The organism is Nocardiopsis sp. NPDC058631, assembly GCF_042716955.1.
GTDB lineage: Bacteria > Actinomycetota > Actinomycetes > Streptosporangiales > Streptosporangiaceae > Nocardiopsis.
This window is the reverse complement of record NZ_JBHXQY010000001.1, coordinates 85,851-109,385: the sequence shown is the minus strand read 5'-3', so window position 1 is coordinate 109,385 and position 23,535 is coordinate 85,851. Positions and strand designations below refer to the sequence as shown.

20 protein-coding genes are annotated in these 23,535 nt (G+C 74.1%); 15 read left to right on the top strand and 5 right to left on the bottom strand.

From position 1 onward, the window contains the following. The first annotated feature begins 58 nt into the window (after positions 1-58). The 15 genes from ACFWTE_RS00495 (at position 59) to ACFWTE_RS00425 (ending at position 16,852) form a co-directional block, all read left to right on the top strand. On the top strand, positions 59-1,072 hold the full coding sequence (locus tag ACFWTE_RS00495; protein WP_378776428.1) for an oxidoreductase: 1,014 nt from the start codon (positions 59-61) through the stop codon (positions 1,070-1,072). Next, positions 1,065-1,934, top strand: coding sequence for a sugar phosphate isomerase/epimerase family protein (locus ACFWTE_RS00490; protein WP_378776426.1), 870 nt, complete (start codon positions 1,065-1,067; stop codon positions 1,932-1,934). The genes ACFWTE_RS00495 and ACFWTE_RS00490 overlap by 8 nt, the downstream gene beginning before the upstream one ends. Next, positions 1,931-3,211 carry a M20/M25/M40 family metallo-hydrolase gene (locus ACFWTE_RS00485; RefSeq protein WP_378776424.1) on the top strand — a complete coding sequence of 427 codons (1,281 nt, stop codon included), beginning with the start codon at positions 1,931-1,933 and terminating at the stop codon, positions 3,209-3,211. Before ACFWTE_RS00490 ends, ACFWTE_RS00485 begins: the two co-directional genes overlap by 4 nt. Next, a complete protein-coding gene (locus ACFWTE_RS00480) occupies positions 3,208-4,344 on the top strand; it encodes an Ldh family oxidoreductase (RefSeq protein ID WP_378776422.1) in 1,137 nt (378 codons plus the stop codon). The genes ACFWTE_RS00485 and ACFWTE_RS00480 overlap by 4 nt, the downstream gene beginning before the upstream one ends. After that, positions 4,341-5,264, top strand: a complete 924-nt coding sequence (locus ACFWTE_RS00475; protein WP_378776420.1) for a Gfo/Idh/MocA family protein — start codon at positions 4,341-4,343, stop codon at positions 5,262-5,264. The genes ACFWTE_RS00480 and ACFWTE_RS00475 overlap by 4 nt, the downstream gene beginning before the upstream one ends. Next, a complete protein-coding gene (locus tag ACFWTE_RS00470; RefSeq protein WP_378776418.1) occupies positions 5,261-5,731 on the top strand; it encodes a DUF6917 domain-containing protein in 471 nt (156 codons plus the stop codon). Before ACFWTE_RS00475 ends, ACFWTE_RS00470 begins: the two co-directional genes overlap by 4 nt. 160 nt (positions 5,732-5,891) lie before the next feature. Continuing rightward, complete coding sequence (locus tag ACFWTE_RS00465; RefSeq protein WP_378776416.1) at positions 5,892-6,422, top strand: EF-hand domain-containing protein; 531 nt, start codon at positions 5,892-5,894, stop codon at positions 6,420-6,422. 87 nt (positions 6,423-6,509) lie between these two features. Next, entirely contained in the window at positions 6,510-7,715 is a 1,206-nt protein-coding gene (locus tag ACFWTE_RS00460) for a DegT/DnrJ/EryC1/StrS family aminotransferase (RefSeq protein WP_378776414.1), read from the top strand. After that, positions 7,712-8,857, top strand: a complete 1,146-nt coding sequence (locus ACFWTE_RS00455) for a DegT/DnrJ/EryC1/StrS family aminotransferase (RefSeq protein WP_378776412.1) — start codon at positions 7,712-7,714, stop codon at positions 8,855-8,857. Before ACFWTE_RS00460 ends, ACFWTE_RS00455 begins: the two co-directional genes overlap by 4 nt. Continuing rightward, a complete protein-coding gene (locus tag ACFWTE_RS00450) occupies positions 8,854-9,843 on the top strand; it encodes a UbiA family prenyltransferase (RefSeq protein WP_378776410.1) in 990 nt (329 codons plus the stop codon). The genes ACFWTE_RS00455 and ACFWTE_RS00450 overlap by 4 nt, the downstream gene beginning before the upstream one ends. Further along, entirely contained in the window at positions 9,840-11,189 is a 1,350-nt protein-coding gene (locus ACFWTE_RS00445; protein ID WP_378776408.1) for a protoporphyrinogen/coproporphyrinogen oxidase, read from the top strand. Before ACFWTE_RS00450 ends, ACFWTE_RS00445 begins: the two co-directional genes overlap by 4 nt. Further along, positions 11,186-12,793, top strand: a complete 1,608-nt coding sequence (locus tag ACFWTE_RS00440) for a class I adenylate-forming enzyme family protein (protein ID WP_378776406.1) — start codon at positions 11,186-11,188, stop codon at positions 12,791-12,793. Before ACFWTE_RS00445 ends, ACFWTE_RS00440 begins: the two co-directional genes overlap by 4 nt. Next, entirely contained in the window at positions 12,790-14,439 is a 1,650-nt protein-coding gene (locus ACFWTE_RS00435) for a CoA transferase (protein ID WP_378776404.1), read from the top strand. Before ACFWTE_RS00440 ends, ACFWTE_RS00435 begins: the two co-directional genes overlap by 4 nt. Beyond that, the gene (locus ACFWTE_RS00430; protein ID WP_378776402.1) at positions 14,436-16,052 is read left to right on the top strand and encodes a class I adenylate-forming enzyme family protein; all 1,617 of its coding nucleotides are present in this window, start codon (positions 14,436-14,438) and stop codon (positions 16,050-16,052) included. Before ACFWTE_RS00435 ends, ACFWTE_RS00430 begins: the two co-directional genes overlap by 4 nt. Continuing rightward, the gene (locus ACFWTE_RS00425) at positions 16,049-16,852 is read left to right on the top strand and encodes a methyltransferase (RefSeq protein WP_378776400.1); all 804 of its coding nucleotides are present in this window, start codon (positions 16,049-16,051) and stop codon (positions 16,850-16,852) included. The genes ACFWTE_RS00430 and ACFWTE_RS00425 overlap by 4 nt, the downstream gene beginning before the upstream one ends. Before the next feature lie 111 nt (positions 16,853-16,963). Here ACFWTE_RS00425 and ACFWTE_RS00420 read toward each other — a convergent pair whose 3' ends face one another. From ACFWTE_RS00420 to ACFWTE_RS00400, 5 genes are all read right to left on the bottom strand, one after another. After that, positions 16,964-17,416: a carboxymuconolactone decarboxylase family protein gene (locus tag ACFWTE_RS00420; protein WP_378776398.1), complete on the bottom strand. Its 453-nt coding sequence runs from the start codon at positions 17,414-17,416 to the stop codon at positions 16,964-16,966. Positions 17,417-17,701: 285 nt separating this feature from the next. Beyond that, positions 17,702-19,633, bottom strand: a complete 1,932-nt coding sequence (locus tag ACFWTE_RS00415; RefSeq protein ID WP_378776396.1) for an IucA/IucC family protein — start codon at positions 19,631-19,633, stop codon at positions 17,702-17,704. Then, the gene (locus ACFWTE_RS00410; protein WP_378776394.1) at positions 19,630-20,250 is read right to left on the bottom strand and encodes a GNAT family N-acetyltransferase; all 621 of its coding nucleotides are present in this window, start codon (positions 20,248-20,250) and stop codon (positions 19,630-19,632) included. The genes ACFWTE_RS00415 and ACFWTE_RS00410 overlap by 4 nt, the downstream gene beginning before the upstream one ends. Continuing rightward, on the bottom strand, positions 20,247-21,695 hold the full coding sequence (locus ACFWTE_RS00405) for a lysine N(6)-hydroxylase/L-ornithine N(5)-oxygenase family protein (protein WP_378776392.1): 1,449 nt from the start codon (positions 21,693-21,695) through the stop codon (positions 20,247-20,249). Before ACFWTE_RS00405 ends, ACFWTE_RS00410 begins: the two co-directional genes overlap by 4 nt. Beyond that, entirely contained in the window at positions 21,692-23,329 is a 1,638-nt protein-coding gene (locus tag ACFWTE_RS00400; RefSeq protein ID WP_378776390.1) for a pyridoxal phosphate-dependent decarboxylase family protein, read from the bottom strand. Before ACFWTE_RS00400 ends, ACFWTE_RS00405 begins: the two co-directional genes overlap by 4 nt. Between the last annotated feature and the right edge of the window lie 206 nt (positions 23,330-23,535).

Genomic DNA, 23,535 nt, shown 5'->3' with positions numbered 1-23,535 from the left:
GACCGCCCCGAAAGGCGCGGAGCGATGGTGACGGCGAACTGAAAGGCGCGCTCCCTCCATGCTGCACACCCTCATCGTCGGCCTGGGCAGATCGGGAAGAGGGCTGCACCTGCCGTCGCTCGCCAAGGTGCGGGCGGTGGCCCCCGCCCTCTTCGCGCCGGGGCCGGTGATGGGCCACGACCCCCTCCGCCCGGAAGGGGACGGGATCCTGGCGGTCGCCTCCCCGCAGGAGGCCGCCCGCCGCCGCCCGCCCCGGGACACCGTGGTCCACCTGTGCACACCGCCCCACCTGCGCGCGGAACCGATGGAGTCGCTGGCGCGCCTGGGCTACCGCAGGATCATCGTGGAGAAGCCGCTGGCCCTGGACCTCGTCGAACTCGCCGTCATCGCCCGCCTGCGCCGCCGCTGGGACCTGGACCTCAGCGTCGCCACCCCCTGGTCGGCCAGCACGTTGAGCAGGCGGTTGTCGGCGGCCCGGCGGTCAGGTGCCTTCGGTCCGCTTCGCGCGGTCACCGTGCTCCAGCACAAACCCCGGTTCACCAGGAGCCTGGAGTCACCGGGGCACCCCACCGCGTTCGACATCGAGGTCCCCCACGCCCTCGCCGTGGTCGTGGCACTCGCCGGCGGCGCCGACGTGGCCGCGGCCGAACTGGAGGACATGGTCGTCGACGGGGCGCGCCTGCCAGGCCTGGGATGCGCGCGCCTGGACCTGGTCCACCACACCGGGGTGCTCACCCGGATCGAGTCCGACCTGACCGCGCCGCTGCGCGAGCGGCGCATCGTGCTGGAGTTCGACGAGGTCGTCCTGACCGGCCACTACGCGTGCAGCGAGGCCGACCACACGGCGCAGCTGTCGGTGTCCGTGCCGGGACGGGAACCCACCCGCTCGGTCTTTCGCGACGACGCCTTCACCGCGTTCCTGCGCGCCTGCTACACCCGCTACTCCCGGCCCCGGCGCGACAGGGGCGACCTGCCCGTCCACGTGGAGGCAGTCCGCCTGCTGGCCGAGGCCAAGAACCTCTGCTCCCCGTCCACCGCCCCCCGGGAGGTCGACAGTGTCGTCGGTGCCTGAACCGCCCCGCCTGGCCGGGATCGGAGACGAGGCCGCCCCGGGGCTGCCCGACCAGATCGCCGCCGTGCGCGCGCTCGGGTGGAACCTGCTGGAGGTACGCACCCTGGACGGCGTGCCGGTCGCCGCGATGGCCGAGGCCGACTTCGCGCGGGCCGCGGAGCGTATCCGTGCCGCCGGCCTGGAGGTGGTCGCCGTCGCCGCCAAGATCGGCGACTGGTCCCGCCCGGCCACCGGGGACTTCGCCGTGGACCTGGCCGAACTCGACGTGCTGGCCCGGCGCTGCCCCGTCCTCGGCACGCGCCTGGTGCGGATCATGTCCTATCCCTCCGGAGGGCTGGCCGAGCCCGAGTGGGGGCGCCTGGTACGCACGCGGGTGCGCGCACTGGTCCACCGCGCCGAGGACGCCGGTCTGGTCCTGGTGCACGAGAACTGCGCCGGTTGGGCGGGGGAGGACGCCGACCGGGTCCTGGACCTGATCGCCCACGTCGACAGCCCGGCACTGCGCGTGCTGTTCGACACCGGCAACGGGGTCGCCCACGGTTACGACGCGGCCGCGATGCTGCGCCCGCTCGTGGAGTACGTGGCCCACGTCCACGTCAAGGACGCGGTCGACGCCCCCGGAGGCGGCACCGCCTACGTGCTGCCCGGGCAGGGACGGGCCGGGGTCGCCGGGTGCCTGCGGATCCTGGCCGACCACGGCTACCGGGGAGCCCTGTCCATCGAACCCCACCTGCACCTGCGCCCCCATCTGAGGGGGACCGGTACCGACCCCGGCCGGGGCGATCCCGCCGCGTTCGCCGAGTACGGGCGGGCCCTGGAGGGGACGGTGCACCGGGTCTGGCGCACGGAGGCGGTCCGATGACGCTCGCCCGGGACGACCGCTCCCTGCTGCTGCGGCTGCTGGCCACCCCCACGGCCGGCCCCCTGGAGGTCGGTGCGGACGGCCCCCCGCCCCGGCTGTGGGAGGCCCAGCGCGACTACGCCCGCGCCGCCGCGCGGATCGGGTTCCGGGTGGTACGCCATGCACCCGCCGACCCGGCCGACCTGGCGGGGACCGGGGTGCCCGCGACCGTGCGCGCCGCCGCAGCGGACCCCGGCTTCCTCACCTGCCAGCCCAGCCTGGTCCTGCGGCTGGGGCCCGACACGGTGCCGCGCGAACGCACCGTGATGTTCAACGTGCACCTGGACACCGTCGCGGGCGGCCCCCCGGCCTCCTTCGACGGCGAGGTCTTCCGCGGACGCGGCGCCATCGACGCCAAGGGCCCGGCGGTGGCGCTCCTGGCCGGGGTACGCGCCGCCCGCGAACGCTCACCGGCCCTGGGCCGCGACAGCGCGGTCGTCGTCCAGGCGGTCGCGGGCGAGGAGGGCGGGGCGATGGGAGTGCTGGGCACCCGACCCCTGGTCGAACGCGGCTACACCGGCCGCCTCAACGTGTTCTGCGAACCCACGTCCGGGCGGTTCCTCACCCGCTCCACGGCGTCCATGACCGCACGGGTGTCGGTCCGCGGCGACGACGCCGTCGACGACCGGCCCCACAGCGGGCACAACGCCTCGGTCCTGTTGGGGTTCCTCGCGCAGAGGATGGGACGCGCACTGGACGTCCACGCCCGGAACGGGGCGGTGTGCGTGGCGGGGCTGCACACCGGAACCCTGCACAACCGGGTCTACGGCACCGGCGACCTGCTGTTCAACCTCTCCTACGCCGACGCCGGAGCGGGCAGGGCCCTGGAGGGGGCGGTGGACGACGCCTTCGACACCGCCCTGGCGGAGTTCGGCGCCGCCTTCGCCGGCACCGCCCTCTTCGCCCGGACCGCGACCGACGCGCGCCGCCTCACCCGCCTGGACTGGACCAAACGGGGCCTACCCGTCCTGGACGACCGGGACGGGTGGGGGCACGACCTGCTGCGCCGGGCCGGGGCGCCTCCCTGGCCGGACGACGAACCCGCCTTCACCTGCGACGCCATCTGGATGGCGGGGGTCCCCGACACCTGCACGGTCGTGCTGGGCCCCGGGGATCTGGCCGCCGACGGCGCGCACGGCGACGACGAGCGCGCCGACCTGTCCGACCTCGACGGGTTCGCCGACACGGTGGCCCGTCTCCTGACCGCCTTCACCGACGAGACCGACGGAGGATCGTGACCACCCTCTCCCCAGAGTCACCGCAAGCACCGGAACGCGGGACGGTTCCGGTCGACCACGACGCGCTGCTGGCCTTCCTCACGGAGGTCTTCGCCGGCCGGGGCCTGCCCCGGGGCAGGGCGGCCGAGTCGGCGCGCGCACTGTGCCACGGCGACCTCACCGGGATGGACTCCCACGGCGTCGCCAACCTGGCGGGGCTCTACCTGCCCCTGCTCGACGAGGGGCGGGCCGACCCCCGGGCCGAACCCCGCGTGGTGGCCGACCTGGGCGCCGCCGTGCTGCTCGACGCCCGGCGCTCGCTCGGCCTGTGGGCGGCCTCGGAGGCCATGGACCTCGCGGCACGGCGGGCCGGGCACCACGGTGTGGGGCTGGTGTCGGTGCGCGGCGCCACCCACCTGGGCTGCGCCGGATACCACGCGCTGCGCGCGGTCGACCGCGGCATGATCGGCGTGGTCGCGAGCAACTGCGGAGGCCAGCGCATCGCCCGGCCGCCGGGCGGCGCCGCCGCCCTGCTGGGCACCAACCCGCTCAGCGCGGCGGCCCCGGCCGGGGCACACCCGCCGTTCCTGCTGGACATGAGCACCACTGCCGCGCCCACGGGGCGGGTACGGCAGGCGGCCAGGGAGGGGCGTCCGCTGCCGGAGGGGGTCTTGTGCGACGACCACGGTGCCCCGGTCACCGACCCGTCCGCGTTCGACGCGGGACGTGCGCACCTGATGTGGCTGGGCGGTGAGGCGGGCCGGTTCAAGGGGTTCGGCCTCGGGCTGCTGGTGGAGGTGCTGTCCGCGGTGGTCTCCGGCGCCGGGCGGGGGCCCGCACCCGAGGCACTGGCCGGGGACGGGGGGCCCTCCGGCCGTGACGACGACATCGGCTTCCTGATGCTCGCCATCGCCCCCGACGCGCTCAGGGAGGGCGCGGACGCCGACGCAGAGGAGCTGTTCGGCGTGGTGACGGCGTGCCCGCCGGTCGACTCCGGCGACCCGGTGCGCTATCCCGGCTGGCACGAGCACCGCACGGCGCGTGAGCGCCGTGCCAGGGGCGTGCCGCTGGCCGCCGAACTGTACGCCGAACTCGTGGAGGTGGCCGAACGCGCGGGGATCCCCGCACCGGCGGTCGCGGGGGAGGGACGATGAGCGCTCCTCTGCGCGTGGGCGTGGTCGGTCTGGGCGTGATCTCCCGGTTCCACCTGGCGGCGCTCGTGGCGTCCCCGGACTGGGACCTCGCGGCCGTGTGCGACCTGGACCCGTCCAGGATCGCGGGGCCGCCGCCCGGGGCGGCCGGGTACACCGACCACACGAGGATGCTGGCGGAGGCGGGCCTGGCCGCGGTCGTGGTCACCGCCCCCAACGACGCGCACGCCAGGATCTGCGCGGACGCACTCGCCGCCGGGGTCGCGGTGTGCGTCGAGAAGCCGCTGGCCCTGGATCTGGCGGAGGGGGAGGCGCTGGCCGCTCTGTCCCGGGAACGGGGGGTGCCGTTGTCCACCGCCTTCCACCGCCGGTACAACTCCGGCTTCGCGGCGTTGCGCGAGCGGATCCACGGGCGTGAGGTGAGGGAGGTGACCGTGCGCTACCTGGAGCGGATCGAGGAGCACGCTGGTGACGACACCTGGTACCTGGACCCGCAGCGCTGCGGCGGCGGGTGCGTGGCCGACAACGGGCCCAACGCCTTCGACCTGGTGGAGACGCTGCTGGGACGGGCCGAGGTGACCGGTGCGCGGGTCGGGTACGACTCCGCGGGCGTGGACCGGCGGGCGGACATCGCGCTGGAGGCCGGGGGAGCCCGGGCGAGGGTACTGCTGGACTGGTCCCATCCGGGGGAGCGCAAGGACGTGGTGGTGCGCACGGCCGACGGGCGGGAGTGGACGGCCGACCTGCTGGCCGGCCGGCCGGCCTTCAAGGAGTCCCTGTGGCACGAGTACGAGGGCATCGCCGCGGACTTCGCGCGACGGGTGCGCGAGGGGCGGGTCGAGGACGCGTCCGGGGTGTCCGCGCTGCGCCTGGTCGGTGACGCCTACCGGGCGGCGGCGCTCGGGGAGCGGGTGGGCCCGTGAACCCGGTCGAGGACGGGGCCAAACGCGACGTGGCCGCGACCCTGCTCAAGGTCCTGGTGCACCGCAGGACCGAGCGGGGCATGCGGTTGGAACCGTTCGCGAGCCGGTGCGTGCGGGCCGGCGAGGTCCACGAGCTGGTCGCCACCGACCACACCGAGACCGCCGAGGGCGCCCGGATCGACCGGGTCGGGTTCCTGGGCTTCGCCGAGATCACCGCGGCCGGTGTCGTGGACCGCGGGGACGAGGTGTGGATCGGCCCGCGCAGGGTGGGCGTGGTGTTGGGGTTCGACGCCTGCCACACGCCCAACCACTACAACGTGCTGATCCACGCCGACCCGGCTCCCACCGGGCGCGATCTGGGGCTGCGCCCGGAGGAACCCGTGGTGTTTCGCCAGGGGAATGCGCATACCGTGGCCGAGACCTTCTCCATACCATCCGAGAGTAATGTCAAAAAATGTCCGAAATAAAATTCGCGCAGCGTCGATAAATTTCCTGAACTGGTTTTTTCAGGGCCCTGGGTTCGGTAATATTCGAATCGAGGGAGGGCGATTCTCGAATCGCATTGGAGTTCTCCTCCCTCTGGTATTCCTTTTGTTTTTATCGATTTGTTTACGTGAAGGAGAACGGATGACGACCGCCGTCAAGGCCAGTGACCGCCTCGAAGAGCGTTTCCGCCTGTGGGACCACAACGGCAACGGCGTGATCGAGCGCGCGGACTTCGAGCAGGAGGTCGAGGGCATCCTCACCCGCTTCGGCGTCGAGGCCTCGGCCCCCGGGGCCGCCGGCCTCCGGGCCGCGTACCTGGGCCTGTTCGACCGTCTGGCGCAGGCCGCCGGTACTGAGCAGATGAGCAAGGAGGACTTCGTTCGGGCGGCCGAGAGCGAGATCGTCAGCAGGGGCGACGCCGGTTTCTCCGAGGTCCTCCAGCCGACCATCCAGGCGATCATGACCATTGCCGACACCGACGGTGACGGCCGGATCAACCCGAGCGAGCTGGAGCGGTGGTTCGCCGCCATCGGCCTGAACACCGAGCAGGCCGACGAGGCCTTCCGCGAGATGGACACCGACAACGACGGCTCCCTCACCGTCACCGAACTCGTCGCCGCGGTGCGCGACTACCACCTCGGCAAGAACGACATCCCCCTCCTGGGCGTCTGATCCCCCCGGATTCCGACCCCTTCCGGCCCGGCCGCGCCCACAGCGCGGCCGGGTTCCGGCCCCCCTGTTATTCGTAGAACGGAATACATGAAGTCGGCACTCTCCTCCCCGGCCACGGGAGAACGCGGCGGGGAGCGCTCGCGCATACCCTTCTTCGACCAGGCGGAGACCTTCCGAAGACTATGGCCGGAGATCGAGGGGAACTGTATCCGCGTCATGGACGACGGAAAGTTCTCCCACGGCTCCATGGTGGCCGAATTCGAACGGGAGATGGAGCGCTACACCGGCGCCCGCCACGTCGTCGGCGTCAATTCCGGGACCGACGCCCTCGTCCTGCTGCTGCGTGCCGCCGGGCTGCGACCCGGCGACGAGGTGATCGTCCCCGCCTACACGTTCGTCGCCACCGCCACCGCCGTGGTGCACGCCGGCGGCGTCCCCGTCTTCGCCGACATCGAGGAACACGGGTACGGCATCTCCCCGGACGCGGTCGCGGACGCCGTCACCGCGCGCACCCGCATGGTCATGCCGGTCCACCTCTTCGACCGGCTCGCCGACATGGAGGGCGTGGGGCGCGTCGCCCGCGCGCACGGGCTGACCGTGGTCGAGGACAGCGCCGAGGCCATCGGCATGCGCCTGCACGGCACGCACGCCGGCCTGCTCGGCGCGGGCGGCGTGCTCTCCTTCTTCCCCGCCAAGACCCTGGGGGCCGTGGGCGACGCCGGGGCCCTGCTCACCGACGACGGCGCCATCGCCGAGACCGCGCGGATGCTGCGGCACCACGGCCGCTCCGGGCGCACCCTGGCGGCGTTCCCCGGCATCTCCAACCCGACGGTCGTCACCGGTGGCAACAGCAAGATGGACGACCTCCAGGCCGCCGTCCTCCTGGCCAAGCTGACCCGCCTCGACGCCGACATCCGGCGCCGCGCCGTGCTGTCGCGCCGCTACGACGACCGGCTGCGCGGACTGCCCGGTGTGCGCGCCGTCCCCGGCGACGCGGCCACCCGGCCCGGCGAGGAGCGCGTGGTCTACGTCCACCTCGTCGAGGTGGACGACCGCGACGGCCTCGTCGCGCACCTGGACGCCGCCGGTGTCGGCACCGAGGTCTACTACCCGCGCCCGCTGCACCTGCAACCGTGCTTCGCCCATCTGGGGTACCGGCCGGGCGACCTGCCCCGGGCCGAGGCGGTGTGCCGGTCGGCCGTGGCGCTGCCGCTGTACGCGGACCTGTCCGAGGAGCGGGTCGACCGCGTCTGCGACGAGATCGAACGCTTCCTCACCGGGGGGTCCCGATGACCGCGACCGCCGAACGGACCATCCCGTTCTTCCCGCCCGACCTGTTCGACACCGATCGGGAGGCCCTCCTCGCGGCCCTGTACGAGGTCGGCACCGATCCCGAGCAGAAGTTCATCCTCGGCCGGCGCACCGCCCGGTTCGAGGACGCCCTGGGCGCCTCCCTGGACGCCGGCCACGTCGTGGCCTGCTCCAGCGGTACCTCCGCGCTCACGCTGGTCCTGGCCGCCATGGACATCGGGCCCGGTGACGAGGTGATCGTCCCGGCCTTCGGCTGCGCCCCGCTGGCGAGCACCGTTCTGGCGCGGGGCGCGACCCCGGTGTTCGCCGACACCGACCCGGTGACGCTGACCATGGATCCCGACCACGCCGAGACGCTGGTCACCGACCGGACACGGGCCCTGATGCCCGCGCACATGTTCTCCGTCATGGCCGACATGCCGCGCCTGCGCGACCTGGCCTCCAAAGCGGGAGTGCGGCTCGTCGAGGACGCGGCGCTGGCCCAGGGCGGCACGCTCCGGGGCCGCCCCGCCGGGCTGTGGGGCGACGCCGGGGTCTACTCCTTCGTCCAGGTCAAGGTCTTCGGCATGCCCGGTGAGGGCGGTGTGGTCCTGTCCGGCGACGCCGAGCTCGCCGGTCGGCTGCGGATGCTGCGCAACCACGGACAGGACGGCCGCCACCGGTTCCTGCACCACCACATCGGCCACAACAGCCGGTTCGACGAGGTGATGGCCGCCTTCCAGCTGCACCGCCTCGCCGGACTGGACGAACGCGTCGCCCGTCGCACCGCGATCTGCTCGTACTACTCCGCGCACCTGGCCGACCTGTCCGAGTGCGGTGTCGTCGCACCCCCCGTGGGCGGGGACGGGCGCTTCCCCTACGTCTACACGCTGTTGTGCGAGGACCGCGACGGGCTGCGCGACCACCTGGCCGCCGAAGGGGTCGACACCCACGTCTACTACCCCCGCATCCTGCCCGAGCAGCCGGCCTTCGCCCCGCACGCGAACCCCGCCGGGGAGTGGCCCCGGGCACGCGGCGCGGCGCGGCGCAACATCTCCCTGCCCCTGTACCCGCACCTGACCGACGAACGCGTCGAGCACGTGGTCACCGCCGTGCGCGCGTTCGCCCACGGGAGGAACCGATGACCGACCACCTGACCGCGCCGTCCGCGGCGCCCGCCCCGGACGTCCCCGCCGCCGCACCGCGACCCGCCCTGGGCACCTACGCCCGGCTGGCCAAACTCGACATCGTCGACTACTACATCGGCCTGCCGCTGGTGTTCGCCATGACGCTGCCCCTGCTGGGGGCGCGCGCCGACACCTTCGGGTTCCTCCTGCTCGTCCTGGTCGCCGAGGTGGCGGTGGTGGCCGCCATGGTCTCCTTCGACGACGTCACCGGCTACCGGGACGGCTCCGACGCCGCCAACTACGGCTCCGACGCCGCCCGCCGCCGACTGGCCCGCAAACCCCTGGTCCACGGGACCCTCACCGAACCCCAGGCGCTGGGCTTCGGCCGGGCGGCGACCGTCGCGAGCGTGGTCCTGTGGACCCTGGTGGTGGCGCTGGCCCCGCACCGGCCCCTGTGGGCCGTCGCCGGGGCGGCCCTGTGCCTGGTCGCGTCGGTCCAGTACTCCTGGGGCCTGAAGATCAGCTACCGGGGCTTCCAGGAGATCTTCCTCGTCGGCCTGGGCGTGGGATGGATCCTGGTTCCCTACGGGCTGCTCGTCGGGCACGTCGACGGCTTCGTCGTCGTCCAGGCGCTGGTGTTCGGCGGCGGTCCCATGATCTTCGGCCTGTACTCCAACACCAACGACGCCGCAGGGGACCGGGCCGCCGGCCGCATCACCGTCGCCGCGAGGGTCTCACCGCGCGCCAACACCGTCTTCATCGTCGCGCTCACCGCACTGGAGACCCTGCTGGTCACCGGATCGCACCTGCTCGGCATCGCCCCCTGGTGGTTCACGGTGGCCCTGCTGCCCGTCATCGCCCTGCGGGTGGCGCAGCTCTTCATCGGGTTCGTGCTCGGCGACATCCTGCGCGCCCGCCGCATGGCCATCCACACCCACAGGGCCACGGTCGTGCTCCTCATCGGAGCCAACCTGGTCGCCCCGTTCCTGTGGGGCGCCCGGTGAGCGCGCCGCTCGACGTGGCGGTGGTGGGCGCCGGTCCCGCCGGGCTCGCCACCGCTCACCTCCTGGCCACCGCGGGGCGCACGGTACGGGTGCTGGAGGCCGCCGACGCCGTGGGGGGCAGGATGCGCACCCTGCGCACCGAGGGCCACCTCGTCGACACCGGCGCCGAGATGATCCCGCCGGCCGCCGCCTACCCCGCGACCTGGCGGCTCGTGCGCGCCGTGGGGCTCGACACCGACCCCGAGGCGATCCCGCGGGTGCGCGACGCCCTGTCGGTGTGGTGGGACGGGCGCGCCCGCCCCCACGCCGGACGTCCCCTGGGGCTGCTCACCGGCATGGGGCTGTCCGCACGGGCGCGCCTGGACCTGGCGCGCCTGCTGCGACGGCTGGACAGGGCCGGACTGGACCCCGCACACCCGGAGAGGGCCGACCTGGGGGAGGCGACCGTCGCCGACCTCCTGCGCCGGTACCACCCGCAGGTGGGCGCGCGCCTCCTGGGCCCGCTGGCCTCGGGATTCTTCGGCTGGCCGCCCGAGCGGGCCGCAGCCGCCCCCTTCGCCGCCCACCTGGCCGCCTCCGGCAGCACCGCGACCTGGCGCACCTACCGGGACGGGATGGACACCCTGCCCCGGGCGCTCGCGGCCCGGCTGGACGTGCGCACCGACCACCCGGTGACGGGGGTGGTACCCGGACCGCACGGGGTGCGCCTGGACTCGCCCCTGGGGCCGGTGACCGCACGCGCGGTCGTCCTGGCCGTGCCCGCCCCCGTCGCCCTGCGCCTCCACCCCGGAGCGCCCCCGGCCGAACGGGAGTACCTGGAGGCCTGCGTGTACGCGCCGATGCTCCGGGTGTCCCTGCTGCTGGACGCTCCGATGTCCCCGCGCGGGGCGCGCCGCGGCTTCGCCGTCCTGGTGCCCGACGACCCCCTGCTCGCCGTCGTCACCGCGGACCACGCCAAGCACCCCGGCAGGGCACCCCGGGGGCGCGGCCTGGTCTCCCTGATCGCCTCGCCCGAGGCGGCGCGCGCCCTGGTCGACGCCCCGGACGAGGAGGTGGGGCGGTGCCTGGCGCAACGCGCCGAGCGACTCCTGCCCGGAGTGGCGGACCGCGTGAGGCGGACGATCGTGCACCGCTTCAGGTACGGCCTGCCCCTGCCCGAACCCCGGGCGCTGGCCGCACGCCCCGCCTTCGTCGACCGCCCCCTGGCGGCCGTCGACTACGCCGGCGACTGGACCGCGCTGCGCCCGTGCAGCGAAGGGGCGGTGGCGTCGGCCTTCACAGCCGCCGACCGCACGTCGGCCAAGCTCACCACGACCCCCGAACCGATCCCGACCGAGGCACGATGACACCGCTGAGCAAACCCCTCCACCTGGGCACCCTCTTCGACGACCTGGCCGCACGCGGCTCCACCACCGCCGTACGGCTGAGCAGGCCCCTGGACATCGCCCCCGGGTCCGGACTCGAACTCGACGTGCCGGCCGTCGCCGACCTGGTGCGCCGGGTCTCCGGGTGGTTCGCCGAGGCCGGGGTGCGGCAGGGCGACCGCGTCGCCCTCGTCAAACGCAACCACTGGGACTACGTGCTGCTCTCGTGCGCCGCCGCCCGCCTGGGCGCCGTGCCCGCGTCGCTGTCGGCGCACCTGGCCCCGGACACCCTGGGGATCCTCCTGCGCCGGCTGGACCCGGCCCTGCTGGTCACCGACACCGCCCTGCTCGACACCGCCCGGGCTGCGGGGAGCGACCCCTCCGTCCACGCCGCCCGCACCCTGGTGGTGGACGGCACCGCGGAGCGCGCCCTGTCCCTGGACGACGTGCGGGGCGGCTCCGCGCCACCGGCGCGCCGCCCGCACCTGGACGCCCCGCTGGCGATCATGCACACCTCGGGGACCACCGGTGTCCCGAAACTGGCCGTGCACTCCACCCGCACCATCCTGCGCAGGCTGGCGGGGTTCGAATCGCACCGGTGGCCGGTCCTGGGCACCCGGCGCGACGACACCGTCGCCTCCTCGATGTCCTACGCGCACGGCCGGGCCCTGGCCTGGACGGCGGGGGTCATGTGGATGTTCCCGGAGGCGGTCTCGCTGATCACCTCGCCCGACTGGGACGAGGCCGGGCCCGCGCTGCGACGGCACCGCCCCACCACCCTGGAGGCCCAGCCCTCCACCCTGGTGCGCTGGCAGCGGCACGTCGACCGGGAGGGTGACGTGTTCGGGAGGGTGCGGTTGTTCGTCAGCACCTTCGACGCCGTGCACCCGACCACCGTCCGCACCTTCCTCAACGCCGGGCGACGGCGCTCGCCGGTGTGGATGCAGGGGTGGGGGCAGAGCGAGACGGGACCCCTGACCTTCCGGTTCCTCACCCGCAGGTCGTTGGCCCGGAGGCAGTGGGTCGACCCCACCACCCGCGACCTGGGGCGCCCGATCCCGGGCCGGACCCGGCTGCGTGCCGTCGATCCCAGGACCCTGCGCCCCGTCCCGGCGGGCACGCCCGGCCTGCTGTTCTGCCGTACCGACGCCCTGTGCCTGGGCTACGTCGGCGAGGAGGGGCGCTGGCGGTCCAAACTCGTCGGCCAGTGGTGGGGCACCGGGGACATCGGGTCCATCGACCGCACCGGTGCGGTCCGCCTCGTGGACCGGGCGGTGGACGCCCTGACCGACGGCGGCTGCCTGGAGATCGAGGACGTCGTCGACGAACGGCTCCCCCAGGTACTGGAGTGCGTCGTGCTCGGAACCGCCGACGGCCCGCCCGTCCCGGTCGTGGCCACGGCGGACGGGACCCTCGCCCCCGGGGTCTGGAAGGAGGCGGTCCTCGACCTGCCGACGATGGCAGAGCCGATCATCCTCACCTGGGACGACCTGCCGCGCACCGGTACCGGCAAGGTCCGCCGAGGGGTGCTCCGCGAGAGCCTCGGGCTGGGCCCCGGCACCCCGGAGAAGGGGCGGTGGACGTGACCGCGACGGCGGTCGCGGCCCCTCCCCTGGCGGGGACCGGGGTGCGGGCCGCGGGTGACACGGTGCCGGTGCGTGTCGCGGCGGCCCGCCTGAGGGCACTGGGGTGCGAGGTCGAGCGGGTCCCCGGGACGGCGGACGGGTCGGCCGGACGGATCGACCTGCTCACCGGGCCCGGGAGGGGACGCGCCGGGTGCGACATCGCGTGGTCGGCGTCGTCGGCTCCCCTGGGCGACGAGCGCGATGTCCAGGCCGCGTGCGGCCTGGCCCACCTGCACGGGCTGGCCCGGGGCGGGCCGCCCCGGTTCCTGCCGGTCGACCACGCCTCGGTGTGCGCGGGGGTGCTGGCAGCGCAGGCGGTGACGGCCGCGGTGCTCTCCGAGTCGCGCGGGGGACCGGCGCTGAGGGCTTCCGTCTCGGTGGCCGGGGCGGCGCTCCTGGCGGTCGCCCCGTACGTCGCCGACGCCACCGCGGCCAGGGGGACGGCGCCGTCCGTCCCGGAGGAGGGGGAGCCGCCGCCGTTCCGCTCCGCCGACGGGGTCCGCTTCGAGATCGAGACCCTCGACCCCGAGGCGTGGCTCCGGTTCTGGCGCGCCCTGGGCGCACCACCGAAGGCGATCGCCACCGCGTGGGGTCCCTTCCAGCGCCGGTTCGCCACCGCCGTGTGCCCCCTGCCCGCCGCGCTGTTCGCGACCCTGGCCGCGCTGCCGCTCGCCACCGTCCGCGACACCGCCCGGGAGTGCGGGGTGGGCGTGGTCCCCCTGCGTTCGGTGCGCGAGGCCGCGGGGGAGGACCCCGTGTCGCCGTGGCGGCTGCGCGGGACCGGGGGGGTACCGGGACCGGACCTGCCGCCGTGGCCCGCGGCCGGGTCGGGGCCGCTGTCCGGGCTGCGGGTGGTGGAGGCCACCAACCGCGTCCAGGGGCCGCTGGCGGGACTGCTCCTGACCCTGCTCGGTGCGGACACCGTGCGCGTCGAACCGCCGGGCGGAGATCCCATGCGGGGTGTTCCGCCCCTGGCCGGAGACCTCTCGGCCCGCTTCGAGGCGCTGAACCGGGGCAAGGGCGCGACCCGCCTCGACCTCAGGACCGCCGGGGGCCGCCGCGCGGCGGCCGACCTGGCGGCGGCCGGCCACGTGCTGCTCTACAACTGGCCGCCCGGCCGGGCCGAACGGTTCGGACTGGGGGTCGACGACCTCGCGACCCGCGCCCCGGGCCTGGTGCACGTACACGCCGACGGGTGGGCCGACGAGGGCCCCGGCCCCGGGATCCCCGCCACCGACTTCCTCGTCCAGGCCCACGGCGGGATCGCCGACCTGGTGGCCGACGGTGCCACGGCCACGGCCCCGTCCCTGGTCACCCTCACCGACGTGCTCGGCGGGATGATCGCGGCCGAGGCGGCGCTGGCCGGTCTGCTGCTGCGCGCCCGCACCGGTACGGGCGCGGTGGCGAGGACCGCGCTGGTCGACGCCGCCCGCCTGCTGCGCCGGGTCGGACGCGGTACCGCCCACCTGCCCCGCCCCGGGACCCCGCAGGTCGCCGACCCGCTCACGGTGGCCGGCGCCTTCCCGGAGGCCTTCACGACGGTCCACGGGGTCTCCCTCCCCCGTGCCCCGTGGAGGTTCACCCCCCTGGACGGGGAGGGCCGGTGACGACCTGGACCTCCGCGGCCGGCCTGGCCCTGACCGACCTCGTCCCCGCCGCGCAGCGCGCACGGTGGGTCGGGGAGGGCCTGTGCCCCGGCCGGGACCTGTACTCCCTGTTCCTCGAACGGGTCCGCGAGGATCCCGCGCACGAGGCGGTCGTGGACGGGCGCGGGACCCTGGACCGCGCCGGGCTGGCCGCGCGGGTACGGCGTGCCGTCGCGGCCCTGGCCTCCCGGGGGGGCGGTGCGCGCGACGTCATCGGGGTGCTGCTGCCCGACGGCAGGGACGCGATCGCGGTCGAACTCGCCATCGCCGCCCTCGGCGCGGTCGCCCTGCCGATCCCGTACGGGCGCTCCCGCGCCGACGTGCTCTCCCTGCTGCACCGTTCGCGTGCCGCGCTCGTGGTCACCGACCCCGCCCGCGAGGACGACCCACAGGGCACACCGGTCTGGTGCGCGGACGGCGGGGCACTGGACCCCGGCGGCCCCTTCACGGAGGCGACTGAGCCCGCAGCGGCACGTCCCGACCCCGAGTCGCCCGCGCGCATCCTCGTCTCCTCGGGGTCGGAGGGCGAACCGGCCATGGTCGCCTACTCGCACAACGCCATGGCCGGGGGCCGGGGCAACTACGCGCGGGCCCTGCTGGGCGGCGGCCCCGTCCGCGCCCTGATCCCGGTCCCCCTGGCCTCCTCCTTCGGATCGCTGGGCATCGTGTCCCTGGTCCGGCTCGGGGCGACCCTCATCGTCCCCGGGCGCTTCGACCCCGTGGCCGTGCTGCGGTCCCTCGGACGCCACCGGCCCACCCACCTGATCGGTGTTCCCACCATGCTGCGGCGCACCGCCCTGGTCGGAGAGAAGGCCGACACCGGGTCGCTGCGGGCGCTGGTGTCCAGCGGCGCGCCCCTGCACCACGACGTTCGCGACCTGTGCGAACGGCGCTTCGGCCGACCCGTGATCAACGTCTACGGGTCCACCGACGGGGTCAACTGCCACACCGCGCACGACCCCGGAGCATGGGTGCCCGGCATGGCCGGACGCCCCGACCCGGCCGTCGCCGAGATCCGGGTGTGCGATCCCCGCGGGCGCACACTGCCGGCGGGTGAGATCGGGGAGATCCGGGCGCGGGGACCGATGACGCCCCTGTGCCACGTCGCCGCACCCGGCCTGGACGCCGAACGGCGCGGCCCCGGCGGATGGGTGCGCACCGGCGACGCCGGGCGACTGGACGACGACGGGACGCTGTGGGTCGTGGACCGGCTGCGCCGCACCGTGATCCGGGGCGGCGTCACCCTCTTTCCCGCGGAGGTGGAGCGCGCCCTGGCCGCCCACCCCGCCCTGGGTGAGGCGCAGTGCGTCCCGGTGCCCGACCCCGACCTGGGCGAGCGCATGTGCGCCTGCGTCTGCCCTCTGCCGGGGGTGGCCCCGCCCACCTCCCGCGAACTGATCGCGCACCTGCGCGACGGGCACGGCGTGGACGTCCGCGCGCTGCCCGAACACGTGCTGTTCCTTCCCTCGCTGCCGCTCGGCCCGACCGGGAAGGTGTGCACGAGCACCCTGACCCGGTGGGCGGCCGGAGCGGTCCGCGACCGACCGACCGTACTCTCAGGAGGCCCACGATGACGGACACCGCCACCGCCGCACCCGGCTACGTCTTCGACAACCACAACGAGAACGCCCACGACCAGCACCGGTTCCTGTCCGCCGCCTACGACCCGCTGACCACCGCCAGACTGGCCGAGACCGGCGTCGGCCCCGGGTGGCGCTGCCTGGAGGTGGGCGCCGGGGGCGGAGGCGTCGCCCGCTGGTTGGCGGCCAGGGTCGCCCCCGGTGGAGGGGTGGTCGCCACCGACGTCAAACCCGACCACATCACCCCGGCCGAAGGGCTGGACGTGTGGCGGCACGACGTCACCCGCGATCCCCTGCCGGAGGCCGCCTTCGACCTGATCCACTCGCGTCTGGTGCTGTTGCACCTGCCCGAGCGGATCGAGGTCCTGGGCCGCCTGGTGCGGGCCCTCAAGCCGGGCGGTGTGCTGCAACTGGACGAGTTCGACATCTCCTACGGGCCCTCCCTGCTCATGCCCGACCCCGGGGCCCGGGAGCTCTACGAGGAGTTCCTGGAGGCGAAGATCCGGCTGATGGCCCGGGCCGGGGCCGACCCCGCGTGGGGGAGGGGCGTCGCCGAGGCGATGCGCCGGGCCGGGCTGGTCGGCGTCGATCCCCGGCCGCACGTGGAACTGTGGGACGCCGGGTCCCCGGGGGTCCGCCTGATCCGCCACCACACCCTGCACCTGCGCGACGCGTTCGTGCGCGAGGGGATGACGGACGAGGGGCTGGCCAGGGTGCGGGACCTGCTGGACGACCCCTCGTTCCGGGCCTGCTCCTGCGTGATCTACTCCGTGCAGGGCCGCCGTCCCGTGTGATCCCGCCTCCCGGGAGCGGTATGACCGCCCGCCCCGGAAGGGCCGGTCCCGGCGGGCCCCGCCGGGACCGGCCGACCGGACCGCAGCCGGCGCCCGGCGGGCCGGACGCGGTCAGCGCACCGGTGGTGCCGTGCCGGTGCCCACGCCGAGGCGGTTGTAGAGGTTGACGAGGCCGACGGCGGTGATGAGCGCGACCATCTCCTGTTCGGACAGGTGGGCGGCGGCCCGCTCGTAGACCTCGTCGGGGAGGCCGTTGACACCGACCCGGGTCAGGGCGTCCACGAGTTCCAGGACGGCGCGCTCGACCTCGGTGAAGTGGGCGCCCGCCTCCCGCCACGCCGCGACGAGGGCCACGCGCTGCGGGGACATGCCGGAGGCGAGGGCCTCGTGGTGGTGCATGTCGACGCAGAACGCGCAGCCGTTGAGGATCGAGGCGCGCAGCTTGACGAGGGTGTGGAGGTCCTCGTCGAGGGCGGCGTCCACGACCGTGCCGAGCCGGGTCAGCGCCGTGTACGCCTCGGGCAGGTGCTGTGCCAACTGTGCGCGGGTCGTGCCCATGGGCATCGTCCTCTCCTTGGTGCGTCCGGACGGCGGGCGTCCGCCGAGCACACGGAAAGTACCAAGGGCACGCCCTCGGCGACGTGGGTTTCCGAATGGTCGCACTCGTGGCGATCAGTCCTGTTCGGTCCTCCGGGGGAGGGCCCCCACCTGCGCCGGTGCGAGAGGGCACGCGCCACCGCACCCCGTCCCTGTGTCGGGCCTCACACCGGGGCGTCCGGTTCCGCCGCGGAGGGCCGCGGGGCCGACTCGGGGGAGCCGGCCCCGCGCAGTCCGCGGCGGAACCGCCCTCTACCGGGAGGAGCCACCCGGCCGGTGGGCGGCGATCGGGTTCTCCAGCGTCCCGACCAGTTGGAGGGCCCCGGCCGGGTCGTCCAGGTCCACCATCTGGCGGTTGTTCCGCAGCTGGAGCCGGTTCAGGCAGGACAGGGCGAACCGGTCCGCGAACAGGTCGTGGCGTTCGAAGCGCTCGGCCAGGTGGGGCACCGACGCCTGGTAGTCGGCGGCGCACTCCGCCACCGTCCGCCAGAAGTCGTCCTCCGCCAGGGTGCCCTCGTCGGCGAGGATGCCGTTGAGGAACCGCAGGAAGCAGTCGAAGACGTCGGTGAACAGCGACAGCAGCTTCATGTCCTCGGGGACCTCCGCGCGGATGCGCTCCACCGCCTCGGGCAGCTCCACGTCCGCGCCCATCACCGCGATCTCCTCGGCGATGTCCTTCATCAGCACCCGCTGGGGCACCCCGTCGCGCAGGACGAGGATGACGTTCTCCCCGTGCGGCATGAACACCAGGTCGTGCGCGTAGAACGAGTGCAGCAGCGGGACCAGGTAGGCGTCCAGGTAGCGGCGCAGCCACACGGACGGGGCCAGGCCCGACTCGGCGATGAGCGCCCCCGCCAGGGAGCCCCCGTCCGCGTCGGTGTGCAGCAGCGACGCCATCGTCGCGAGCCGTTCACCCGGACCGAGCGCCGGTACCGGGCTCTCGCGCCACAGCCCGGCGATCATCTTGAGGTAGGGCGAGCCCTTGGCGGCGGCCCGTGCGTAGTGCGAGGTCCGGTAGCCCACCGCGGCGCGCTCGCGCAGCACCCCGACCCCGGTCCCGCGCAGCACCGGATCGCCCGCGACCAGACCGGCCAGCCAGTCGTTGATCGCGGGGGTGGCCTCCATGTACTCCGCGGACAGCCCGCGCAGGAAGCCCATGTTCAGCACCGACAGGGCCGTCTTGACGTAGTGCCGCTCCGGTGCGGAGGTGTTGAAGAAGGTGCGGATGGACTGCTGGGCCCGGTACTCGTCCGGCCCGTACCCCAGGCACACCAGGTCGCGGCGGGCCACGTCGGCGGCGAAGGTCACCGCCAGCCTGTTCCACCACTGCCACGGGTGGACCGGGATCAGGTGGTAGTCCTCGGGATCGAGGCCCTGCCCGGTCAGTTCCGCGTGGAAGGCGGACAGGACGTCCTCCCCCAGCTCCGAGCGCAGGAAGGACCCGGGGTCGGTGTCGGCGCAGTGCGAGAAGGTGGTGCGCGAGCGGCGCGCGGCCACCCACACCAGCCGCACCGGGGCCGAGGCCTCGGGGGCGTAGGCCAGGTACTCGTCGGCGCCGAAGCCCAGGCGGCCGTTGTTGGCGACGAAGCACGGGTGGCCCTCCGTCATCCCCGCCTCGATCTCCTGGAAGCCCGAGCGCGCCAGCTCGGCGGCGCCGGTCCGGCGCTTCGTCATGCGGAAGGTACTGCTGGCCAGGGTGCTGGTGATCTCCTCCAGGTAGACCGGCAGGACCTCCTCGCCCAGACCCAGCGTCTCGCGCAGGTCCAGCACCAGCTCCAGCGCGTCCGGTTGCGTGGGAGTGCCGTCCGGGAGGAGGCGGACGATGCTGTCGGCGTCGATCCGCCAGTGGTCCAGGGCCATGACACGCGCCGTGAACCGGTACTCGGTCCCGTTGCCGGAGCGGACGGTGTACGTGCCGTCGGCGCCGGGTTCGGGGGTGATCAGCCGTTCGTGGGAGAACTCGGCCAGGGCCTTGCGGACGAGCAGTCGGTTGGCCCGCTCCCACAGGTCGGGGGACAGGTGGGCGGCGGCCCCCCGGGGGTCGGCCGGGACGCCGGTCGCCGGGGGGAGCGATCGGTCCCCCGCGGCGGGGGCCCGCGTCGCAAAGGGCCGGGGGCCGCCGCCCTCGGGGGCCTGCGTGGCCGGGACTCCTGCTGAGGTCTGCCCGGGGTGGCTGACGGTCATCGGTCGTCTCCTCTCGTGGGCGCGCCCGCCGCGAGGGCGGAGCGGAACCGGTCGCGCGTGCAGGTGCTCAGGTACGCGTCCTTGCCGCTCTCGGCCAGGGCGACGGTGGACTCGATCCGGAACCCCACCGCCTCGTTGAGCGCGTGGACGGGGCGGTTGCGCACGTCCGGTTCGACCACGACGCGTTCGGTGGCGGGGGCGCTGAAGGCCAGCTCCATCACCGTGGTGATGACGGCGCGGGTGAACCCGTGCACCGGGGTGTCGGTGGGCGCCACCAGGAAGTGCATCCCCGTGTCCCCGGGCAGCACGTCGTAGTGGGGGGCCAGCTCGCTGTGGGCGGGGGAGTAGAGCTCGGCCAGGAAGCGGGGTTCGCCCTCCCACGTACCGATGTAGGCCTGTTCGTGCTCGGACTCGTGCACGGCCCGGAACTGGCGGGCCACGTCCTCCTCGGTCGCCTCGGTCATCAGCCAGAAACGGGCCCGGGGCTCGGTCAGCCAGCCGTGCAGGAGCGGGACGTCGGTGTCCGGGTCGACGGGTCGGACGGCGAACGGGCCCAGCGCGGGGTCGACCCTGGTCAGCGAGCCCGGGAACCGGGTGTTCGGTACGGACCGGCTCATCGGTTGGTCACCTCCAGCGCCACGCCCTCCGCGGGCGCGGGCCCGGGGTCCTGAAGGCCCCCGGAGCCGGGGGGCGCGGGCGCGCCGAACTCCTGGAAGGCGATCGAGCGCTCCACGGCGTAGGGCTCGCGGCCCAGCATCGCGCGCAGGATGTAGGAGTTGCGGTAGGCGCCCATGCCCAGGTCGGGGGCGACGAAGCCGTGGGTGTGCAGCTCGGCGTTCTGCACGAACACCGACCCCGGCGGCGCCTGCGCGCCCGACTCGTCCGCGTCCTCCCGGGCGGCGCCGTGTGCGGCCGCGTCCACCCGGTAGTCGCGGCGCACCCGGAAGCGGCCGGCGGCGTCCCAGGCGAGACGGTCGGAGACCGGTGCCAGGAAGTCCGGCCGCCGGTACTGGTAGCCGGTGGCCAGGACCAGACCCTGCGTGTCCAGGGTGAAGTCGCGCTCCTGGTCGGTGTTGCGCAGTTCCAGGCGGTATCCGCCCGTGTCCGGCCCGTACCCGGCCCCGGTGACCTCGGTGTTGGTGAGCAGCCGTACCGGCGGCGGGCCGAGCCTGCTCTTGACGTAGAGCAGGTCGTAGATCGCGTTGATCACGTCGGTGTCGATGCCCTTGTACAGGTTCTTCTGCGAGGTCACCAGGCGGTCCCGGGTGGACTCCGGGAGTGAGTGGAAGTGGTCGGCGTACTCGGGGGAGGTCATCTCCAGGGTGAGCTTGGTGTACTCCAGCGGGAAGAAGCGCGGCGAGCGCGTGACCCAGTTGAGCTGGTAGCCGTCGCCGTCCACGTCCTGGAGCAGGTCGTGGAAGATCTCCGCGGCGCTCTGCCCGCTGCCGACCACCGTGATGCTCCGCTTGGACCGCAGGTCCTCCTTGGCGTACAGGTAGTCCGAGCTGTGCACGGCGTCCCCGCCCAGGTCCCGGCAGGAGGCGGGGACGTAGGGCGGGGTGCCGGTGCCGAGTACCAGGCGGCGGGCACGGTGCAGGTGCCGCGCGCCGGTGGCGGTGTCGGTGCTGTGCAGCAGGTAGGCGGCCTGCTCCGGGTCGTACTCGACGGTGTCGACCCGTCGGCCGAAGCGGACCGCGTCGCCCAGCTTTCCGGCGGCCCAGCGGCAGTAGTCGTTGTACTCCGCGCGCAGGGGGTAGAAGCGTTCACGGATGTAGAACGGGTACAGCCGCCCGGACTCCTTCAGGTAGTTGAGGAAGGAGTACGGCGAGGTGGGGTCGGCCAGGGTGACCAGGTCCGACATGAACGGGGTCTGGAGCTCCGCGTCCTCCAGCAGCATGCCGCTGTGCCAGTCGAACTCCGGCTTCTGGTCCAGGAAGAGGCCGTCCAGCCCGGCGATGGGCGCGCTCAGGCAGGCCAGGCCCAGGTTGAAGGGGCCGATGCCGATCGCGGCGAAGTCGTGGATCCGCTCGCCGTCGGGGACGTGGTGGTGGTCGCCGGTCAACGGTTCCTCCCGGTCTCGTGCGCGGGGGTGGTCGGGGTGCCGGTCTCCCGGGCGGGGGGAGGAGCCGGTGCGGGGTCGGCCAACGCGCCGTGCTCGGCGGCGTAGTGCTCCGCGTGCCCGGCGAGCAGGTCCAGCACCTGCGCGATGTCCTCCCGCGTGCTCCGGGGGTTGAGCAGGGTGAGCTTCAGGTACGGGCGCCCGTCCACGGTGGTGCGGGCCGCGACGGCGCGGCCGGAGGCCAGCAGGGCCTCCCGCGCGTACCGGTTGGCGCCGTCGGCGACCTCGTCCTCCACCCCGGGCAGGACGCACCGGAACACCAGGGTGCTGAGGGTGGGCCGGGTGACCACCGTGAACCGGGGGTCGGCGTCCAGCAGCGACCATCCGACGGCGGCCAGGTCCAGCACGCTGTCGAAGAGCGATCCCACCCCCTCCGCGCCCATCGTCCGCAGGGTCAGCCAGAGCTTGAGCGCGTCGAAGCGGCGTGTGGTCTGCAGGCTCTTGTCCACCTGGTTGGGGGCCAGGGCCGGGGTGCTGCCGTCGGAGCGGGAGTTGAGGTAGTCGGCGTGGTAGGTGACGTGGCGCAGGGAGTGGCCCTCGCGCACGACCACGGCGCTGGAGCTCACCGGCTGGAAGAACGACTTGTGGAAGTCCACGGTCACCGAGTCGGCGCGCTCGATCCCGCTCAGCAGGTGGCGGTGGCGTGAGACCAGCAGGCCGCAGCCGTAGGCGGCGTCGACGTGCATCCACAGCCCGTGGCGGGAGCACAGGTCGGCGATCCGGGGAAGGGGGTCGATACTGCCGAAGTCGGTGGTCCCGGCCGTGGCCACCACCGCGATGGGCAGGAGGCCCTCCTGCCGGCAGCGGCGCAGTTCGGCGGCCAGGGCGTCCGGGCGCATGCGGCGGCGGTCGTCGCAGGCCACCGTGATCACGGACTCGTAGCCGAGGCCGAGGAGCGCGGCCGACTTGGCGACGCTGAAGTGCCCGACCTCGGAGGTCAGCACGCGCATCCGCGGCAAGAGCTCGGAGAGGCGGCCCCCGTGGCGCCCGTGGGTCTCGTCGCGGGCCATGAGCAGGGCCTGGAGGTTGGACTGGCTGCCGCCGCTGGTGAAGATCCCGTCGGCGGTCTCGCCGAAGCCGATGCGCCCTGCGGTCCAGTCGACCAGCCGCTGCTCGATGAGGGTGCCGCCCGCGCTCTGGTCCCAGGTGTCGAGGGAGGAGTTCACCGCCGACAGGACGGTCTCGCCGAGCAGGGCGGGCAGGACCACGGGGCAGTTCAGGTGACCCATGTAGCGGGGGTGGTGGAAGTAGACGGCGTCGTCCAGGTAGAGGCGCTCCAGTTCGTCCAGGGCTGCGACCGGGTCCTCCAGGGGCCGGTCCAGGTCGACGCGGTCCATCCCGGGGCGCAGGTCCTCGGCGGTGGCTCCGGTGAAGGGCCGGTCGACCCGGGCGATCCGGTCGGCGACGCGGTCGACGGCCCAGGTGGTGAGGGCGCGGTAGCGCTCGGCGCTGTGGGCGTCGAGGAGCTGGGCCCGGTGGTCGGCCCCGGGGAGGGGCGGCGCGTCGGGGGCGTCCGCGGCCCCGGGGCCGAGCTCCTCTGTCGGCGGGTCCTGTACGGACCTCGCGAGGAAGGTCATAGGTCGTCCTCCTGGAAAAGGGCATGCCGAAGGCATCCGTGGACCGGATGTGGGCACGAGGGGATGAACTACGGGGGCAACACTGCCCGCACATGAAATCCAAGCAAGGGGAGCCTAACCTAACCAAATGGCACCCGCAGTGTGACCATTCCTACACCCCGAGAGGCTTCAGCTGCGCAGTGTGATGAGGTTGGGTGGGGGGCGCC

Bases quoted from the DNA above. Each gene is read 5' to 3' on its own strand.
- ACFWTE_RS00495 (WP_378776428.1), top strand. From the start codon at position 59: ATGCTGCACACCCTCATCGTCGGCCTGGGCAGATCGGGAAGAGGGCTG.
- ACFWTE_RS00485 (WP_378776424.1), top strand. From the start codon at position 1,931: ATGACGCTCGCCCGGGACGACCGCTCCCTGCTGCTGCGGCTGCTGGCC.
- ACFWTE_RS00475 (WP_378776420.1), top strand. From the start codon at position 4,341: ATGAGCGCTCCTCTGCGCGTGGGCGTGGTCGGTCTGGGCGTGATCTCC.
- ACFWTE_RS00465 (WP_378776416.1), top strand. From the start codon at position 5,892: ATGACGACCGCCGTCAAGGCCAGTGACCGCCTCGAAGAGCGTTTCCGC.
- ACFWTE_RS00460 (WP_378776414.1), top strand. From the start codon at position 6,510: ATGAAGTCGGCACTCTCCTCCCCGGCCACGGGAGAACGCGGCGGGGAG.
- ACFWTE_RS00455 (WP_378776412.1), top strand. From the start codon at position 7,712: ATGACCGCGACCGCCGAACGGACCATCCCGTTCTTCCCGCCCGACCTG.
- ACFWTE_RS00450 (WP_378776410.1), top strand. From the start codon at position 8,854: ATGACCGACCACCTGACCGCGCCGTCCGCGGCGCCCGCCCCGGACGTC.
- ACFWTE_RS00440 (WP_378776406.1), top strand. From the start codon at position 11,186: ATGACACCGCTGAGCAAACCCCTCCACCTGGGCACCCTCTTCGACGAC.
- ACFWTE_RS00425 (WP_378776400.1), top strand. From the start codon at position 16,049: ATGACGGACACCGCCACCGCCGCACCCGGCTACGTCTTCGACAACCAC.
- ACFWTE_RS00420 (WP_378776398.1), bottom strand. From the start codon at position 17,416: ATGCCCATGGGCACGACCCGCGCACAGTTGGCACAGCACCTGCCCGAG.
- ACFWTE_RS00415 (WP_378776396.1), bottom strand. From the start codon at position 19,633: ATGACCGTCAGCCACCCCGGGCAGACCTCAGCAGGAGTCCCGGCCACG.
- ACFWTE_RS00410 (WP_378776394.1), bottom strand. From the start codon at position 20,250: ATGAGCCGGTCCGTACCGAACACCCGGTTCCCGGGCTCGCTGACCAGG.
- ACFWTE_RS00400 (WP_378776390.1), bottom strand. From the start codon at position 23,329: ATGACCTTCCTCGCGAGGTCCGTACAGGACCCGCCGACAGAGGAGCTC.